Raw genomic sequence first — 16381 nt, forward strand, 5'->3', positions numbered from 1 at the left:
ATTACTAAAATCATGAATTGGATTTCTAAATCTCTTTTCGCAGAATCATGAGATTTTCAATTAGTTAGAAAAATAGATGATTAATCCATTTTGCTCTCAAGTTGTTTAATCTTTTCTGCTTGTTTCTTGAGCTCGCGATTTTGATCAATTACATAGAGCGTCAACTCCTCAATCTTCTTAAGTAAAATGGCTTCCATTTGGCCTAAATTCACACCTTTTGAGATAACTTCCTCTTCTGCCGGTACTTCTGGCAAGTGATGGTTTTTGTTCACAAAGTCTTCCAGTTCGTCTACCGGCATTAGGCTATAATCATCTTCAAAAACCTCATCGTGCCATACCTCAAGAGAAACGAGAACTTCCTTGGCCTCCACGAGGCCATTGTTGTAAACCCTGAAGACCTCAGAATTATCAGTTGTATTAAAAACAGTGATGGCCTTGGTTTCACTGTCTCCGGCCAATCGGGCTACAATAGAACCGGCCTGCAATGCTCCGGTAATACTTGCTGTGCCATCAACGGTTTGATCTCCGCTAATGTCAATATTTCCAGTAGAGCCATCAATAATCACTCGGTTGAGATTTTGCGCGTCTCCAATGTCTGACGAAAAAGTTGCCACACCATTTTTGTCAACTTCAAACAGCCCAAACCAATTCGTCTCATCAGCCACATCATGAGTGCCTCGACCAACCTGAAACAAGGCGTCATCACCGGCATTATCTGTATCTATGGCGAAAGTCATTTGATCTGGAGAATTAAAGGATGACGTAATGAAACCGTTATTGAAGATTGCGCGATCGGCGAAGGTGATATAGTTTTTTTCGGCTGGCACTCCTGTACCCGCTTTCATGAAATAATCGGCATCCGGGGTTGAATTCGTGGAATTGGAAAAGTAGCTGATTCCTCCATCATGAAAGAAATTTAAGAAATCTCCAGAGCCAACCGTATTATCTAATAGGACCAATCCTCTTGTGGAACTGCTTGAGCTAAATTCAATGGATTCCTGGATTCGAATGTAATCATCGTTTACTGTTTTCGCTCCACTGACTACATCTAGATTCGGACCGGCTACCTCATCATTATCAATGAAACCTTGAAGACCCAAAGCCAGATTACCCTCAATATCTATAATATCGCCAGCATCGATGGTGACATGGGTACCAGGTTCACAAGTACATGTTTCCCCTTCAGCATGAGGATTGCAAGAAAGTACATCCACCGTATCTGCATCATGGTATACTTGTCTAATCACCCATGGGGTGAGTGATTCTACACTTCTTCGGTGTATTTCATTACCGACACCTAAAGACAGCACATATTCATCTTCATTCCCTAGTTCGGTATTACTGATATTGAGATTACCCTCCAGTTCAAACCCATTATGCACAACCACCGTCCCGTCATTCTTGATCGATAAATCACCGGTACCGCCGCTGTAAGCTTTGAATACGAGATCCCTACCGGAGGCGTCCAGTAAAGTCGCTCCTGGCTGATGTTCCAATGACAAATATTCTTCAGTACCCTTTCTAAAGTGTAAAGCGCCTTCTTCAGTACTAAGATTAGCTTCGGTGTCATGATAGAGCCGAATGTAGTCGATATTTTCATCAGCTGTTTTGGCCAAACTGAGTTTACCCACGATTGATAAGGCATGATCTGGAGAGGTGGTTGCTATGCCCATTTTACTTTTGACTATTAGATTTCCATCACTTAGATCTGTCCATGTATCATTTCCATAACTTCCGACCACAACACCGCCATTGTAAAACTGAAATGCACCATCTCGTGCCAACAAACGATACTTACTATCACTCCCTCCTGTATTATCATCCCAATCTTTCATTTGAAACCCATGAACATTTAGCAGGTCATGATCATCTAGATTGATGCTTCCTTCTTCCATTTTTAACGAAGCACCATCAATTTCCAATTCGTCGTCGCTATTTAAAATAATCCGAGCATCATAATTAGTCCCGTTAATATCATTTTGAAAATCAATTAGCGGCGTAGTCCCATTTCTTGTCAGTTCGATTATGCCTTCACGAATTTGGGTTCCTGCCTTGTTAGGAGTACCATCATATCCGGTGCCTGTAATATGAAGTGCAGCAGTCGGAGAAGTAGTACCTACACCTATGTACCCGGAAGAATTGATAAATAACCGGTCTGCATTATTAGTTCGGACTCTAAACTGATCGTTCGCTCCAAAGCCGATATAGGTATTCTCATCACCATTGTGTCGTATGTAGTCGTTGATATCAATTCCACCTGCCACATCAAGCTTGTTACCAGGGCCAGTTGTTCCAATTCCTACCTTTCCATCTTCCATTACTCTGAAGATGGAATTTGACGTAGCTGTTGTATTATGACCAATTTCAAAGTATGAATCGGAATTATTGTTATTGGCATCAAGGTTTATTCTAAGTTTATCATACGTATTGATTGTAATGTCGTCGCCATAAGTATTACCAAGTGTAGAACGTATCGAATGATGTGTATTAGTCCCATAGGAATCACTGTCCCAAGTCAAATAAAGACCTCCAAACCGGTAAAGGTTCGAATATTGCTTATCAACAGACCGGCCATAGACTTGTCCCGTTATGTACGCATTCCCAACAACATGGAGTTTTTGCGATGGGCTTTTTGTACCTATTCCCAAATTACCTCCATTGGTTAAGCTCATAAAACGGGTACCAATATTTCCGCCTGAACTACTAGTTGAGTAGCTAAAATGAAGGCTGTTATTCTCCCGTTCGTTAAAGATATTCCAGTGTTTATAACCACTGCGATAGGTAGCTAATCTAATTGCTGCGTCGGCAGAGGAAGTGTTATCCCAGTTGACTATGAAAACGTCTTTATTGTCTCCAAAATGCTGTCCATCAATAGTACTGTTTTGCGCAAAAAGATAATTTGAACTTATCATTAGACAAACTAGAATTAGTATTTTTTTCATGAGATAATTATTAATATAGTTTTTCGATTTATCAGGTATCCATTCGTTAATAAAAAAAAATGTAAAAGGTCAACAAGCATTAGCTGTCATTCAATACAAAAATTCTTCAATATATCCGATTGGAATTATTTTGTCATAAATAGTAAAAAAAGGAAGGTAAGGTCAGATAATTGGATTGAACATTGGTTGGTCAACGAACATGTATTGAGCCATTTGATCACGGAGTCAGTTCATTTTATTGAGCTAAAAAGGGGACGAAATAATAAAATAAGACCGAAAATCACAATGCCCCAGGCAGAATATTCTTAATACACAGAGATTTTTCAAATGGATAATTGTCAATAACGACTACAGATTTTCTTGACTGCTATCAACTATGCCTATAACAAATAGGGAGAATCTTGTTAGAAAAATGAAAATGGTATTTTGGCTTAGGAAGATTCCGCACAAATGGTTGCAAGGTATACGTTCACTACTAACTACACGCGATAGGACAAAATGAGCTAGATTTTCTTGACATTAATTTATATACTACTTGTTTTGCTTGCGACGACGTTTCTTATCTTTCACTCCTTCTTCAAGGTATAAATATCCTCAATCATTCGCTTCATCTCCAATGGCAGGGTGCCATTGTAAATACCACGGATTCGTCTTTTGGTGTCGACAAGAATAATGTTCTCAGTGTGAAGAAAATCTTCATCTGTGGTTACGGTCTTTCCAAAACCTTCATCAGCAAAGTAGGATTCTCGTGCCATTTGATAGAGGTATTTTTTGTCGCCGGTCACCAGGCTCCACTGACTGACATCTATATCATTGAGTGAAGCGTATTCTGCCAATCGGTCCACAGAATCCACCCAGGGCATGACGGTATGTGAAAGGATTTTTACCGATTCATCAGAAGCAAATTCCTTCTGTATCTTTTTCAGATTCTTGGTCATCCGGGGGCAAACGTTCGGGCAAAGGGTAAAAAAGAAATTGGTGACATAGATTTTATTCTCAAAAGTCTGATTGGTAATCATATCACCATTTTGATCGACAAATGAAAAATCAGCAATGGTGTGAATGCTGTCATATTTGGTATCCTCCGGAGATATCCACTCTGGTGTGAATATGGCATCGCTATAATAGGGGAGCTCGATTTCGGGGTTCATCCGTTTTTCAGATTTTTTAGAACACCCCCAAACGCTTGCGACCAAGAAGCAGATGATCAGTCCATTTTTCATTTTATTGTTCCTTTATAGGGGTCTATGTCCCCGGATTCACTATCTATTTTTGCACAACGTTTAAGGCCCAGCATGCCGTATTTTCGACCGTTTTCCCTTACCACGTAATTCGAACGGTATTTCCCATCTCGTCTCCAGAATTTTTGCGCTCCGCGCTCTTTCCCATCCACATAGTTCATTTCTTTCTTTTTACTTCCATCTGCATACCACTCCAAATGAGTTCTTTGACCAAAGCCATTTTCAAAATAGTACTGAAACTTGAGCTGTCCATCTTCATAATACCCCAGGTGTTGACCATGTTTTTCGCCCAAATGATATGGACGCCGACTAAAAACCTGACCATTGGGATAATAGGTAACAAAATCTCCCTCCATTTCTCCTTGATAGTATCCTTTCCTTGATTTTATCGAATCATTGGGATAGCGTGTAATTAAGTAGCCAGAAAATTCAGTGCTATCTAAAAGAATAGTGCCATTGGTCATCATTGAGAGGCGTTGATCCTCTTCCTTCAAGACCACTTCAGGAATTTTGATTGTAGATGAAAAAACCTGCAATTCATCCTCAGTGGATAAATCACAGGCCATCATGCTTAGAGTCAAAATCAACAATAAGCGATTCATAATTTTATTTCGTTAGCGTACCGGAAGTACCGTAGAAACCATCCTCATTGATCCAAGGAAAACCTACTGTTATGTGATAGTGGTAAATACCATCAGGGAAATCGTCCGTTACTCCAAAATGTCCGTGGTAATCATCCAAAATCCCACCATCATCTTTCGAAAGTACCTCTACGCCATCTTCGTGCGTACCATAAACCGGAAACCCATCCAACAAGATACCGACGAGTGCTTCGTTATCTGCTCCGTCTCTATGTTGTGTCAACCATACAGGCTCAGTGTGATAGTGATAAGTTGCCCCGGCTGGATGCCCTTCATATTGATCAAAAGTGTTGAGTTCCTCAAAGATATCATCGTCACCCGCCGCATTTTGATTGAACATAGCCACACTATTTATGGTCACGCCCATTGGGCCCATTGGGGTAGCTTCGTGAGTAGAAGCTTCTGCTGGATATCTTGGAACCTTAAAAACCAAATTTTGCTCCTCAATCTCTCCTGGATTTTTCTTAAAGTCCGCGTTGTCCGGTTCAGTATAGTCTTCATAAAGGGCATCATCACTATTGTAGTACATACTCTTGTGATCTGGCAAGTCCTTTGAAGTGATGGTTACCCATGTATCATCAAAAGTAAAAGTAACTGCCGAAGTGTGATAAAATTTATCTGCCAATACACTGATATCAGCTGAGGACGGAGTTGGAGTGACTGTTTCGTCGTTATCAGTAATTTTTGCTGTAGCACTCGCTATCTCGATAGTACCTGCGCTTGCCGCACTAAGTGTAAGAGTCAGTGTCTCTTCGCCTTCTACGTCACCGTCATCTTTTACAGCCAGTTCAACAGTGGTACTAGACTCTCCATCAGCAATGCTGACCGTGTTGACAAAGTCCGTATCGAAGTCTTCTGGTTGGGCTGTCCCAGAAAATGCGGCTGACGCAGTTAGAGCCGATCCGGTCTGATTTACAACCGCGTCATCGTCGGAATCTAGTAAACTAATAGTGAATTTCACTGCACTGCCTCCCTCAGCACCATCTTGTGATGCAACCTGGACAAAAATATCAAGTGCATCGGTTCCGGTATCTGTTTCATCATCCTCGGTACATCGAACAAAGATGATGGCAACCATTAAGAACAACAGTGCTGATATTATTTTTTTCTTTCCTTTCATGATAGATCTTTTAATTGGTAATGATTAAAAAAAACCTTTTCAAGTAGATGCCAAGATAAACTAAATAAGCCAGACAAATGATGTGGTCCAACTGAATTAAAGTATGCGCTTCCCCTGAAAGGGTTCATGATAGTAAAACGAACAAACCCAACAAACCCCCCATTGATATATTTAACCTTCCCATTTGAAATAATTCACATGGGGTAAACAGGTTCATTCTAGTCAACTTTGGTGTATGATAATTGTAATGGGGGTATCAGGAACAGGAAAGTCCACGGTAGGAAAATTATTAGCCAGCGAGTTGAAAATTCCATTTTACGATGCAGATGACTTTCATTCTGAACACAACATAAAAAAACTGTCTGCCGGACAACCTTTGACAGATCAAGATCGCCGACCGTGGTTGGAGAACCTGGGTGAGCAAATTAAGAAGTGGCAAGCTGATGGGGGAGCTGTTTTGGCGTGTTCGGCACTGAAGGAAAAATACAGACAAATGTTGACCACTATCCCTACAAGTGAACTAAGCATTATTCACTTGTCCGGAAGTATCGAGTTGATTAAACATAGGCTTATGGAACGTAAAGACCACTTCCTTGATCCGTCAATTCTCAAAAGTCAATTCGAAGACCTGGAAGAGCCAAAAGACGCAATTAAGATTAACGTGAATCAATTACCAACAGAAATAATACAAGAAATACTTACTAAAATGAGCAAGAAAACAGCATTCGGTATCATAGGCATGGGTGTTATGGGTCAGAATTTGGCCATCAATATGGCCAACAATCAAGTGAAACTTTCAGTATTCAACAGGCACGTACCAGGCAAAGAAGAAGGCATAGCCAAAGATTTTGTCGATAGGCATGCTTCTCTTGGAATCCAGGGTTTTGATGATCTCAAGCAATTTGTTGATTCTATAGAAGCACCTCGTAATATCCTTCTGATGATTCAGGCCGGTCCCGCCGTAGACGCTGTCATAGACGAACTTACGCCGTTGTTGGGGTCTAACGATTTGATCATTGATGGAGGTAATTCAAACTATTTGGACACGAATAGACGAGATCAACAACTGGCACATCACGACATCAACTTTATAGGAACGGGTATTTCTGGCGGAGAAGAAGGTGCGCGAAAAGGCCCTTCCATTATGCCTGGTGGAAGCCGCACGGCCTATGAGCGCATAGCCCCATTTCTGAATAGTATCGCCGCTAAAGATAGAAACGGGCAACCTTGCTGTACTTATGTGGGGCCTGAGGGGTCTGGTCATTTTATAAAAATGGTTCATAATGGCATTGAGTATGCCGAAATGCAATTGCTGGCGGAAGTTTATGAATTGATGCGAAATGGCCTGGGCATGCTACCCGAAGAAATCGCCAAATCTCTTGAATCCTGGAAGACCAAAGGACTGGATAGCTATCTCCTGGAAATCACCATCAATATTTTACGCAAGGAAGAAAATGGAGAATTGATTCTTGATAAGATTCTTGATGCCGCTTCACAAAAAGGAACTGGCGGATGGTCGACAGAGGCTGCCATTAAACTGGGAGCCCCTCTAAACACCATTGCCGATGCCGTAATGGCCAGGAATCTATCTGCTCAGAAGGAACTGCGAACATCAGCCAACAATTTATATGGACAAATCAAAAATTCGATTGATGAAAATAGTGATGACTTTCTTGCCACCCTGCAAGAAGCCTACGTTGCTGCACGGATCATCAATCATGCCGTTGGCTTTGACATGATGAAAGAGGCCTCTGAGCAATATCATTGGGGACTCAATTTTAGTGAGATTGCTCGCATCTGGACCAATGGCTGTATCATAAGATCAGAATTAATGAATTCAGCGGTAAATTATTTCAAAGACGTAGATAGGCTGCTTTTACATCCATCAATACAAAAATCTCTTCAGGATCAAAAGCAAAGTTTGGCCCGGATAATAGGTCAGGCACTTATTCACGGCTACCCCCTGCCAGTCTTCTCTTCAGCAATGAACTTCTTTCTGGGTTATGTCAATGGTCAGTCTTCAGCGAATTTGCTTCAGGCGCAAAGAGACTATTTCGGAGCCCATACCTACAGACGAGTAGATAAACCGTTGACTGAATCGTTCCACACTGAATGGGTTGCCTCATGATAGATATCCAACTACTATCAGCCGTTCTTGCGGGCATTGGGATTCTGCTGTTTCTAATTCTTTACTTCAAAATCCAGGCATTCCTGGCACTGCTAATGGCCAGTATATCTGTAGGGCTAATGGCCGGTATGGAACCAGTTATCATTATGAATTCCATTAAAACCGGAATGGGTAACACGCTTGGCTTTGTAGCAACCGTTGTTGGGCTAGGAGCTATTTTTGGTGCCATATTAGAGCAATCCGGTGCTGCAGGTGCATTAGCCAATTTCTTTCTCGATAAGCTCGGTGAGAAAAAAGCACCCTGGGCCATGACGATCACCGGATTTGTAATAGCCATACCTGTTTTCTTTGATGTAGCCTTTATTATCCTTATTCCTCTGGTTTATTCTCTGCAGAGAACGTCGGGAAAGTCCTTACTGTTATTCGCTATTCCTTTGCTGGCAGGACTGGCCGCCACACACAGCTTTATACCTCCTACTCCAGGGCCCGTAGCTGTCGCGGATATATTGGGTGCTGATCTGGGCTTGGTTATTCTTTTTGGATTTATTGTAGGCATACCGGCAGTCATATTAAGTGGTCCTATTTTGGCTAAGAAATTGACAAGTAAGACATTCATATCAGCCCCGCCATTAGAGGTTACCGATGAGAACAGCACACCTCCGCCAAATCTATTTGTGATACTCTCCATCATTGCCATTCCTATAGTTTTAATTGTACTTAATACTATCTCGAAGACCTGGTTGGAAATGGGTGCACTTAAATCTTGGTTGGGATTCTTTGGACATCCGTTCACCGCTCTTATTCTAGCTAATTTACTTGCCTGGTATTTTTTAGGCATCAAAAACGGATTCTCCAAAGAAGCGTTGTCTGAAATGAGCACCAAATCATTGGCTCCCGCAGGAATTATCATTCTTCTGACCGGAGCTGGTGGTGTCTTCAAGCAAGTTTTGATGGATACCGGAACCGGTAAAATGCTGGCTGATGCATTTGCTGAGAATCTGTCCTCACCATTTATTTTTGCTTTTGTAATGGCGGCTTTGATGCGCATTGTTCAGGGTTCTGCGACCGTGGCCATGATTACTTCGGCAGGTATGACAGCAGCAATAATTGCGTCTTCCGATCTATCGTCTCCACAGTTGGCGCTCTTAGTTATTGCTATAGCTTCAGGTGCTACGGTGCTTTCGCATGTCAACGACAGCGGATTTTGGCTGATCAATCGCTACCTGGGATTGTCTGTTAAGCAGACCTTCAGGTCATGGACGGTGATGACTACTTTGTTAGGAATTTCAGGATTTATTATCACCCTTGCGTTGGCCTATTTCGTATAAATTAGAGCACTTATATTTTATTAATAGTAGATAAGTGCAAATTATTATTGAATTTTTACTATATTTAGATATAAAATTTCAACAGCTATGAGAGATTTATCAACCAAAGACCTTATTTATATGGCCCTAATTGTGGCCGTATCGATCTACTATTATTTTAATCGATCGATAAGTTTAGCCCTATTTGAATAGGAGCTAGCGCTTCTTTTTTTTCTTTTTGGGTTTGCCTGGTGTAGTCTCTGCCTCTTTAATCAACTGCTTCCAATTATCTGTAGCGTCTTCAGTAAAGTCTAGAGTGTCCTGGTAGGCATTCCATTCTATATCCATTACCTGAATAGACGTATGCGTATATTTCTCAATTTCTGATAGCAATGTCTTTTCCTCAGGGCTGCAGAAGGTAATGGCCTGCCCTTTCTGCTTGCCTCTTCCCGTTCGACCTACACGATGCACATAGTTTTCGGGCTCATCAGGCAAGTCATAATTAACCACAAAATCTACGTTAGGGATGTCTATTCCTCTGGCACTCACGTCCGTAGCAATGAGTATTTTGTTTTTCCCGGAGCGAAAAGCACTCATCACTTTATTTCGCTCAGATTGGTCCTTGTCTCCATGAATAGTCTGCGTTTCAATCTTCACCCTCGACATTGCAGTATACACCCGCTCAGCTCGCACTTTGGTACGCACAAACACCAGAATCTTCTTTTCAGGGTTTTCACCCACAAGCCTTTCCAGGAAGAACCGTTTATCATCCATTTTAATAAAGGCTACAGCATGTTGTACATTTTTAGAAACCGGATCCTTTGGAGATATCTGAATACGGATAGGCTTATGCACCAATGAATAAGCTACTTTTTTGATTTTCTCGTCTATGGTAGCAGAGAAGAATAGTGTTTGTCTTCGTTTGGGAAGGAATTTTACCAGATCCTGTATGTCTTTGATAAAGCCCAAATTTAGCATATGATCGGCTTCATCCAGAACAACTGTCTCAACCTGATCTAACAGAATATATCCCTGACTCACCAAGTCAAACATTCTACCGGGCGTAGTCACGATCACATCTACACCTTTGGCCAGTTTCGTAATTTGCGGATCCTGTTCTACACCACCGAAAATACTCATCACACGTACTTTCGTGTTCTTGCCCAATTCTTCAAATGATCGTGTAATCTGTATGGCAAGTTCTCTGGTAGGCACCATCACTACACAGCGAATAGCATCACCTCGTCCTGATTTCTTGGCTCGTTGAAGCCTATCTATCACGGGAATTGCAAAAGCCGCCGTTTTTCCAGTACCGGTTTGGGCAATAGCCAGTACGTCCTCACCCTTCAGTATGGCAGGAATGGATTTGAACTGAATATCTGTTGGTCGCTTGAATCCCTGAGTTTCAAGGTTTCTCTTCAATTCAGGACTGATGTGATAGTCTTCGTATTTCATTCAGAGCAAAGGTAGGTTAGGTTGGGCAACTTTCAGCATGACATAAGTTGCTGTTGAGATATTCTCTCTATTATTGCAATAAAAGAAACTAAATGCCTCCAAAACATGCGATCGATCAATTGGTCAAGGAGTTTTTTGCTCTCTTCACGACTTTAGAAGGTACCAGACTAAACCTTGACAAGATCCATGACCTCTGCCTACCTGAGGCAGTAATTATTAAAAATGTAGATGGCCAAAGGGAGATAAATAATTTAGCACAGTTTATCCAACCAAGAGAAAAGCTACTGAATAGTGGAGCTCTCACTGACTTCTCTGAACAAGAAACTTGGGAACAAACCTCTATTTTCGGTCATATCGCACAGCGATTCTGTATCTATGAAAAATCAGGTAAGCAAAACGGAGAACCCTTTCATGGACGTGGCATGAAAACATTTCAGTTCATTCTGACAGATGGTGGTTGGAAAATCAGTTCGCTGGCCTGGGATGATGAGTCCGAAAGCCAAAAAATAGAACCTTCTCAGTGGTCCTGAATAAAAAAGCCCCATCCAATTCTGGATGAGGCAAACACTGGTGAATTATCTTTCAGGCTCACATCTTGACGCGATGCCTTATGTTTTATCAATTAATTTTGAATATCTCCCTATGCCCGTTTACTACATGTTCTTTGTAGCCTTGTAGTTCCGTGAAAACATCAATATCTGAATCAACAGCACTGGACATTTTGAAATAATCTTCAATTTCTTCCACCTCAAATTCCCAAATCACTTTCCAAAAATCTGAAACCACATCGGTCAAAATCCTGACATTTTTAGCTCCCTTGGAAAGAAAATAGGGTGAGGTAGCTTTAAATATTTGAACCAACTGCTTGGCATGGCCCGGCTTTGCGATAAATATATCTCTTACAAGATACATAATTATATCTTAATCCGGTGCTCCTGAAGCGTATTCAGGGCTGTTTGCAGTTCTCTTTTTAGCTTGGTCTGGTTTTCCCTAGCCTTTTCCTGATGGGCAGTGTACTCTTCTTCTACCTTGGATAAAAGCTTGCGGGCCTCGCGCGTCACTTTGCTGTTGCGCAAATACATGAGGTATAAAGTGCCTATGCCTAAAGCTAAGCTAGCAATTATCATCCACACCAGTGTGTTGTAAGCCGACTTGCTCATTTGCAATCCTAAAAAACCAATCGAATCATTAAGGTCTTCGCTTGCTGTCAAGGCTGCTTGTGTAGCATCGAGCTTCGTATTGACTTCCGAAAGTTCCTCATTCAAAGATCTTATCTCCGATCTCGCAGCAGCAATTTTCTCTTCTTTCACCTTGATTGTGTCAGCCACGACATTCCAGAAATTCTTAAGCCTCGGCATTTTTACCAACTTGTACTCTTGCCAAGTTGAGGTTTGATTTGCATAGAATTCATCGAACTGATTCTGAATATTGTCCTGGGCATTCGCCATTGAAAAAAAGGCAAAGAGTAGAGCCAGAGTAAGGAGGTTTTTACCAAAAGTGGAAAGCTGCATGATACTGTGTATTACGATTGTGTTGTCCTAAAAAAGTACAAAAATATGAACATTTTATCTTCTTATATTCATATGTATGTTTATAACTCTCAAAGTTCTTGAATATTTTATGACTTCAAGCAACTCCTTTCAGATTTTTACTATTTTGGCACAAAAAAAGTATGCCCGGTTACGACATTGTCCTTCTTACCGACTCGAGATTTACTGCACCTAACCCTCCGGATCAGTATGCCGATAATGTGATTCTGGAAGATCAATTACTGATGCAGGCTTTATTGGACAAGGGTCTAAATGCTTACAAAACACACTGGGATGACCCAAAATTCGACTGGACTCAAACAAAATGTGCCATTATTCGCACCACCTGGGATATATATAACGATGGTAAACTTGAGCAATTCGAGGCCTGGTTGGACCAAGTAAAGGACCAAACTCAGTTGATCAATGCCTACTCAACAATTAGATGGAACATAGATAAACACTATCTACTTGATCTTGCCGAGAGAGGTATTAAAATACCACCTACCATTTTCATTCCTAAAGGTGAGAACAGATCACTACAGGAAATTGTCAAGGTCTCGAATTGGAAAAACCCCATTCTAAAGCCAGCAATTTCAGGTGGTGGAAGACATACCTATAGGCTTGATGACGAAAACTTAGACGAGATTGCTTTGACTTTCGCCAAACTCATTCAAACTGAGACTATGCTCTTACAGGAATTTCAGCATAATGTGGTCAAAAAAGGAGAGCTAACACTTATGGTGTTCAATGGAAAATATTCTCACGCTGTGCTGAAAAAAGCTAAGGCGGGTGACTTTCGTGTGCAAGATGATTTTGGAGGAACGGTTCATGCTTATCAACCTTCACCTGAAGAGGTTGCTTTTGCTGAAAAGGTTGTGAGTGTTTGTGAGCCTAAACCACTTCAGGCGCGTGTGGACTTTATCTGGGACAATAACGAAGAACTGTGCGTGTCAGAACTTGAACTAATAGAACCTGAGCTTTGGTTTAGAAATCAAAAAGAGGCTCCCGCACGACTTGCCGATGTAATTGTAGACGAGTATTTCAAACCCTAACAGAATTCACTTCTGCCAGGGTTGAATCTATAAACCTAAAATTTAACACTGATATTATACCCTATCCACATTTTCACATTGGTGCCCGAAAATGTCTCATTGTAGAAGCTCCCCATATCTATATCATCACCATACCGCCCCGATTCTTGATCATACACATCGGTCACATAGACGTTAAACGCTGGACCGGCAGAAATTGACAGGTGGCTGGCCATTTGATAATTAAAATTCCAGCTTAATCTATTCAACAAATTAAGCTCTTCGTGATGGTCCTCCTTTGGATTTATACTTTGTGAAGTAATTTCCACATTGCTACTCCAGTGGTTCTTAAGCTTAAATTCAGTTCCGAACCCGAGGCCGTAAGACCATAGAAAATCGCTCTTGCCCTGAATACCGGCAAACAAAACACTGTACAATCTATCCGTTCCCGAACGAAATGCTAAATTGACATCCATGACTTCATTGTGCTCCATGGCAAGCTGATGTTTACCTTTCTTTACAATATTTAGAAGGCCAACTGTAGCTCCTCGTTCGACCGTATCAGCAATATTGATCAATCCAATTTGAGTGCCTTTGATATGTTTGGCCTTATTCACCAATCCGCTAACCTGTAACCCTTCTACATCTTTAGCCACATTGATAATTCCTGCCAACTGGGTTCCATCCAGATTACGCCTATTGACATTGATAATACCTGCTGCCTGGAGTCCTTTCACACTATCAGCAAGATTCATGTATCCAGCCAGTTGGGCACCCTGCACTTCCTTGGAGACAATGTTCAAATATCCGGCTCCCTGAACTCCTTTCACTTTCCCTTTTACTGTGTTTACGAAGCCACCAAACTGCGCTCCATACACGTCGCCACCAACTGTATTACCAAAGCCTGCAAATTGCGCACCCTTTATGTTGTGTTTGTTGATATTATAGAATCCACCGAGTTCTACTCCATGAAAACCATATTCGTAACCTGCAAATAGATTAAGTGAAAAACGATTGACATAGCCCTGTTTGGCGCCTCGGCTTGTTCCGAAACCTGGCACCAATGAGATTTGAAAGGGCCTTTCTTTTATAACCTCATCTTCTTTTCCATCTATAAAGGTTTGACCATAAGAGTATAAGGTTGCAAAAGTAAACAGCGTTGTAATTATAAATTTTGAGTGCATTTCATTTGATCTTTAGAATCCTATTCATGTGTTTTCACATTTAGGAAAACCAAAATAAAATTTACCCCTACAGAGGTTTAGAAAAAATCAAAGGGTACCTTTTCGATTTAGTATCAACTGAGCAATGGAAGGCTCATAAAATATTTAGGGGCGTATTGCAAACGACTACCATACCAACTAAACATCTCACCATCGACAAGAAGGATCTTTGCATCAGGAAATAGTTTTTGAAATCTATTGATATGCTTTTCTCTAAAAGGATAAGGTTCAGAGGACAAGAAAATGTATTCGGGAGATAATTTTTGAAGCTCAGACTCTGATAATTGCGGGTATCGTCTCAATTGTCCGGCAGCATTATCGAGGCCAAGCCAGTTGATCAGATGATCAATAAAATTATCCGATCCAGCCACCATATCCGGTGATTGCCATATAAAGTAGAGGGCCTTTCCCTGCAGTTTGGATTTGACATCTTCAAACCCTTCTTGAATTTTTACTTCCAGGTTTTTTGCTACTGATACACGATCCGTCATCAGGCCAATATTTTTTATTGTTTTGATGGCATCCTTTAAGTCGAAGATGTCCGAGACGTAGGTTGGATAATCTTCAATCAACCGTTCCACACCTTCTTTGTAATTCTCTTCCTTGTTGGCAATGACAAGGTCAGGCCTTAAAGCTTTGATTTGATCAAAATTAAACTTCTTCGTCCCTCCAATTTTGACAGCCATTTTTCTGGCACGCTCAGGATGAATACAGAACTTGGTAACCCCAACTATTCGCTTCTCTAGTCCCAAATCAAATAGCAACTCGGTAAGAGAGGGTACTAAAGAAATGATTCTTTGGGGAGGTGAAGCGATATCGATGGTTCGATTGAGATCGTCCGTTATTTTCATTAAAACAAAAGTGTTTTTTCTTTCATGCGCAAAATCGAAGGCTCATCACCAATTAGCCCTTCAAGATCATCAATTGCTACCCAGGCTACCTCATTTGATTCAGCGTTTCTGATTAATTGACTCATATCATTGGACACGAATGCAAACCTAACATCAAAATGTTCATGCACGGGAACCTCCATTCTCGCAGGTATCGTATGAATATCTAAATCAAAGAAAGAGTCGCCGATTGACTTGACATCTATGAGTCCGGTTTCTTCTTTCAACTCTTTCAACGCTACTCGCCTAAGATTTTCGTCGCCATCGGCATGGCCGCCCGGCTGCAACCATCTATCGAGCTTTTTATGATGCATTAGAGCAACCTTCTTAAAATCAGGCGTTAAGACCCAGGCGGAGGCTGTGATATGGCCTGACAACAAGAACCTCTCAAAGCAATTATCAAAAAAAAGCAGGTCCAAAAACCTGCCAATGTAATTAGCTTCTTCTTCGTATATGCTTGTGTAATCCTTCAATTCCAATTGAAGCCATTCCTTATTCATATTACTGAATAATTGTGTTTACTTTATTAACGCGTCCTTCGTGTAAAGAGTCGGTTTGCACGCCTGCGCCCACATTGTTCCTTTCTTCAAAACTTGCTAGAATAAAATATCTAACTGGATCAAGTTTTTTAAATACCGCAATACCTTTTTTGTCAGTGATTTTCTGTGCCAAAGGGTTAGTTTCAGCCCTATAATCTGCTTCTTTGGCATATAATGTGACTTCTGCATCCTGTACCGGATTTCCTAATTCATCTAGAACAAATACCTTCAGTGAAGTAGGCAAAAATCCATGATCTGTATACTTAAAAGAGGAAATGCCAATAGTTAGTACTGCCAGTGATAAGATGATAAAGTAGTTTTTCATTTGTACG

General features: G+C 41.1%; 15 protein-coding genes. 4 read left to right on the forward strand and 11 right to left on the reverse strand.

All coding sequences use genetic code 11. The features are described 5' to 3' along the window. Positions 1 to 80 precede the first annotated feature (80 nt). The 4 genes from ABJD64_RS08525 to ABJD64_RS08540 all read right to left on the reverse strand — a co-directional run bounded on the left by ABJD64_RS08525 (position 81) and on the right by ABJD64_RS08540 (position 5944). A complete protein-coding gene (locus ABJD64_RS08525; RefSeq protein ID WP_348180376.1) occupies positions 81 to 2942 on the reverse strand; it encodes a hypothetical protein in 2862 nt (953 codons plus the stop codon). Positions 2943 to 3508: 566 nt separating this feature from the next. Next, positions 3509 to 4165: an SCO family protein gene (locus ABJD64_RS08530; RefSeq protein ID WP_348180377.1), complete on the reverse strand. Its 657-nt coding sequence runs from the start codon at positions 4163 to 4165 to the stop codon at positions 3509 to 3511. Continuing rightward, positions 4162 to 4785: a hypothetical protein gene (locus ABJD64_RS08535; protein ID WP_348180378.1), complete on the reverse strand. Its 624-nt coding sequence runs from the start codon at positions 4783 to 4785 to the stop codon at positions 4162 to 4164. The genes ABJD64_RS08530 and ABJD64_RS08535 overlap by 4 nt, the downstream gene beginning before the upstream one ends. Before the next feature lie 4 nt (positions 4786 to 4789). Further along, positions 4790 to 5944 carry a YHYH protein gene (locus ABJD64_RS08540; protein WP_348180379.1) on the reverse strand — a complete coding sequence of 385 codons (1155 nt, stop codon included), beginning with the start codon at positions 5942 to 5944 and terminating at the stop codon, positions 4790 to 4792. Between the two features lie 235 nt (positions 5945 to 6179). Between ABJD64_RS08540 and gndA the strand changes: the two genes are divergently transcribed. Both gndA and ABJD64_RS08550 read left to right on the forward strand, forming a co-directional pair. Beyond that, positions 6180 to 8072: an NADP-dependent phosphogluconate dehydrogenase gene (gndA, locus tag ABJD64_RS08545; RefSeq protein ID WP_348180380.1), complete on the forward strand. Its 1893-nt coding sequence runs from the start codon at positions 6180 to 6182 to the stop codon at positions 8070 to 8072. Then, positions 8069 to 9400, forward strand: coding sequence for a gluconate:H+ symporter (locus tag ABJD64_RS08550; protein WP_348180381.1), 1332 nt, complete (start codon positions 8069 to 8071; stop codon positions 9398 to 9400). Before gndA ends, ABJD64_RS08550 begins: the two co-directional genes overlap by 4 nt. A 195-nt stretch (positions 9401 to 9595) precedes the next feature. On the opposite strand, the gene ABJD64_RS08555 is transcribed toward ABJD64_RS08550, so the two are convergent. Next, positions 9596 to 10834: a DEAD/DEAH box helicase gene (locus ABJD64_RS08555; protein ID WP_348180382.1), complete on the reverse strand. Its 1239-nt coding sequence runs from the start codon at positions 10832 to 10834 to the stop codon at positions 9596 to 9598. 92 nt (positions 10835 to 10926) lie between these two features. Between ABJD64_RS08555 and ABJD64_RS08560 the strand changes: the two genes are divergently transcribed. Next, positions 10927 to 11364 carry a hypothetical protein gene (locus ABJD64_RS08560; protein WP_348180383.1) on the forward strand — a complete coding sequence of 146 codons (438 nt, stop codon included), beginning with the start codon at positions 10927 to 10929 and terminating at the stop codon, positions 11362 to 11364. 88 nt (positions 11365 to 11452) lie between these two features. Here the strand turns inward: ABJD64_RS08560 and ABJD64_RS08565 are convergent, their stop codons facing one another. Then, a complete protein-coding gene (locus ABJD64_RS08565) occupies positions 11453 to 11746 on the reverse strand; it encodes a hypothetical protein (protein WP_348180384.1) in 294 nt (97 codons plus the stop codon). A gap of 2 nt (positions 11747 to 11748) precedes the next feature. After that, a complete protein-coding gene (locus tag ABJD64_RS08570) occupies positions 11749 to 12345 on the reverse strand; it encodes a hypothetical protein (protein ID WP_348180385.1) in 597 nt (198 codons plus the stop codon). Positions 12346 to 12506: 161 nt separating this feature from the next. Between ABJD64_RS08570 and ABJD64_RS08575 the strand changes: the two genes are divergently transcribed. Next, entirely contained in the window at positions 12507 to 13418 is a 912-nt protein-coding gene (locus tag ABJD64_RS08575) for a hypothetical protein (RefSeq protein ID WP_348180386.1), read from the forward strand. A 35-nt stretch (positions 13419 to 13453) separates the two neighbouring features. Here the strand turns inward: ABJD64_RS08575 and ABJD64_RS08580 are convergent, their stop codons facing one another. From ABJD64_RS08580 to ABJD64_RS08595, 4 genes are all read right to left on the reverse strand, one after another. Continuing rightward, positions 13454 to 14581, reverse strand: a complete 1128-nt coding sequence (locus ABJD64_RS08580) for a hypothetical protein (RefSeq protein ID WP_348180387.1) — start codon at positions 14579 to 14581, stop codon at positions 13454 to 13456. A 113-nt stretch (positions 14582 to 14694) separates the two neighbouring features. Then, on the reverse strand, positions 14695 to 15471 hold the full coding sequence (locus ABJD64_RS08585; protein WP_348180388.1) for a helical backbone metal receptor: 777 nt from the start codon (positions 15469 to 15471) through the stop codon (positions 14695 to 14697). Beyond that, positions 15471 to 16010 carry an NUDIX hydrolase gene (locus ABJD64_RS08590; protein WP_348180389.1) on the reverse strand — a complete coding sequence of 180 codons (540 nt, stop codon included), beginning with the start codon at positions 16008 to 16010 and terminating at the stop codon, positions 15471 to 15473. The genes ABJD64_RS08585 and ABJD64_RS08590 overlap by 1 nt, the downstream gene beginning before the upstream one ends. A gap of 1 nt (position 16011) precedes the next feature. Further along, on the reverse strand, positions 16012 to 16374 hold the full coding sequence (locus tag ABJD64_RS08595) for a SpaA isopeptide-forming pilin-related protein (RefSeq protein WP_348180390.1): 363 nt from the start codon (positions 16372 to 16374) through the stop codon (positions 16012 to 16014). Between the last annotated feature and the right edge of the window lie 7 nt (positions 16375 to 16381).

Origin of the sequence: Reichenbachiella sp. (assembly GCF_039944555.1) — a bacterium.
Lineage (GTDB): Bacteria > Bacteroidota > Bacteroidia > Cytophagales > Cyclobacteriaceae > Reichenbachiella.

What these genes read in the sequence shown, in the direction of transcription:
- ABJD64_RS08560 (WP_348180383.1), top strand. Translation starts at nt 10,927, where the DNA reads ATGCCTCCAAAACATGCGATCGATCAATTGGTCAAGGAGTTTTTTGCT.
- ABJD64_RS08525 (WP_348180376.1), bottom strand. Translation starts at nt 2,942, where the DNA reads ATGAAAAAAATACTAATTCTAGTTTGTCTAATGATAAGTTCAAATTAT.
- ABJD64_RS08590 (WP_348180389.1), bottom strand. Translation starts at nt 16,010, where the DNA reads ATGAATAAGGAATGGCTTCAATTGGAATTGAAGGATTACACAAGCATA.
- ABJD64_RS08570 (WP_348180385.1), bottom strand. Translation starts at nt 12,345, where the DNA reads ATGCAGCTTTCCACTTTTGGTAAAAACCTCCTTACTCTGGCTCTACTC.
- ABJD64_RS08530 (WP_348180377.1), bottom strand. Translation starts at nt 4,165, where the DNA reads ATGAAAAATGGACTGATCATCTGCTTCTTGGTCGCAAGCGTTTGGGGG.
- ABJD64_RS08555 (WP_348180382.1), bottom strand. Translation starts at nt 10,834, where the DNA reads ATGAAATACGAAGACTATCACATCAGTCCTGAATTGAAGAGAAACCTT.
- ABJD64_RS08540 (WP_348180379.1), bottom strand. Translation starts at nt 5,944, where the DNA reads ATGAAAGGAAAGAAAAAAATAATATCAGCACTGTTGTTCTTAATGGTT.
- ABJD64_RS08565 (WP_348180384.1), bottom strand. Translation starts at nt 11,746, where the DNA reads ATGTATCTTGTAAGAGATATATTTATCGCAAAGCCGGGCCATGCCAAG.
- ABJD64_RS08580 (WP_348180387.1), bottom strand. Translation starts at nt 14,581, where the DNA reads ATGCACTCAAAATTTATAATTACAACGCTGTTTACTTTTGCAACCTTA.
- ABJD64_RS08575 (WP_348180386.1), top strand. Translation starts at nt 12,507, where the DNA reads ATGCCCGGTTACGACATTGTCCTTCTTACCGACTCGAGATTTACTGCA.
- ABJD64_RS08585 (WP_348180388.1), bottom strand. Translation starts at nt 15,471, where the DNA reads ATGAAAATAACGGACGATCTCAATCGAACCATCGATATCGCTTCACCT.
- ABJD64_RS08595 (WP_348180390.1), bottom strand. Translation starts at nt 16,374, where the DNA reads ATGAAAAACTACTTTATCATCTTATCACTGGCAGTACTAACTATTGGC.
- gndA (WP_348180380.1), top strand. Translation starts at nt 6,180, where the DNA reads ATGATAATTGTAATGGGGGTATCAGGAACAGGAAAGTCCACGGTAGGA.
- ABJD64_RS08535 (WP_348180378.1), bottom strand. Translation starts at nt 4,785, where the DNA reads ATGAATCGCTTATTGTTGATTTTGACTCTAAGCATGATGGCCTGTGAT.
- ABJD64_RS08550 (WP_348180381.1), top strand. Translation starts at nt 8,069, where the DNA reads ATGATAGATATCCAACTACTATCAGCCGTTCTTGCGGGCATTGGGATT.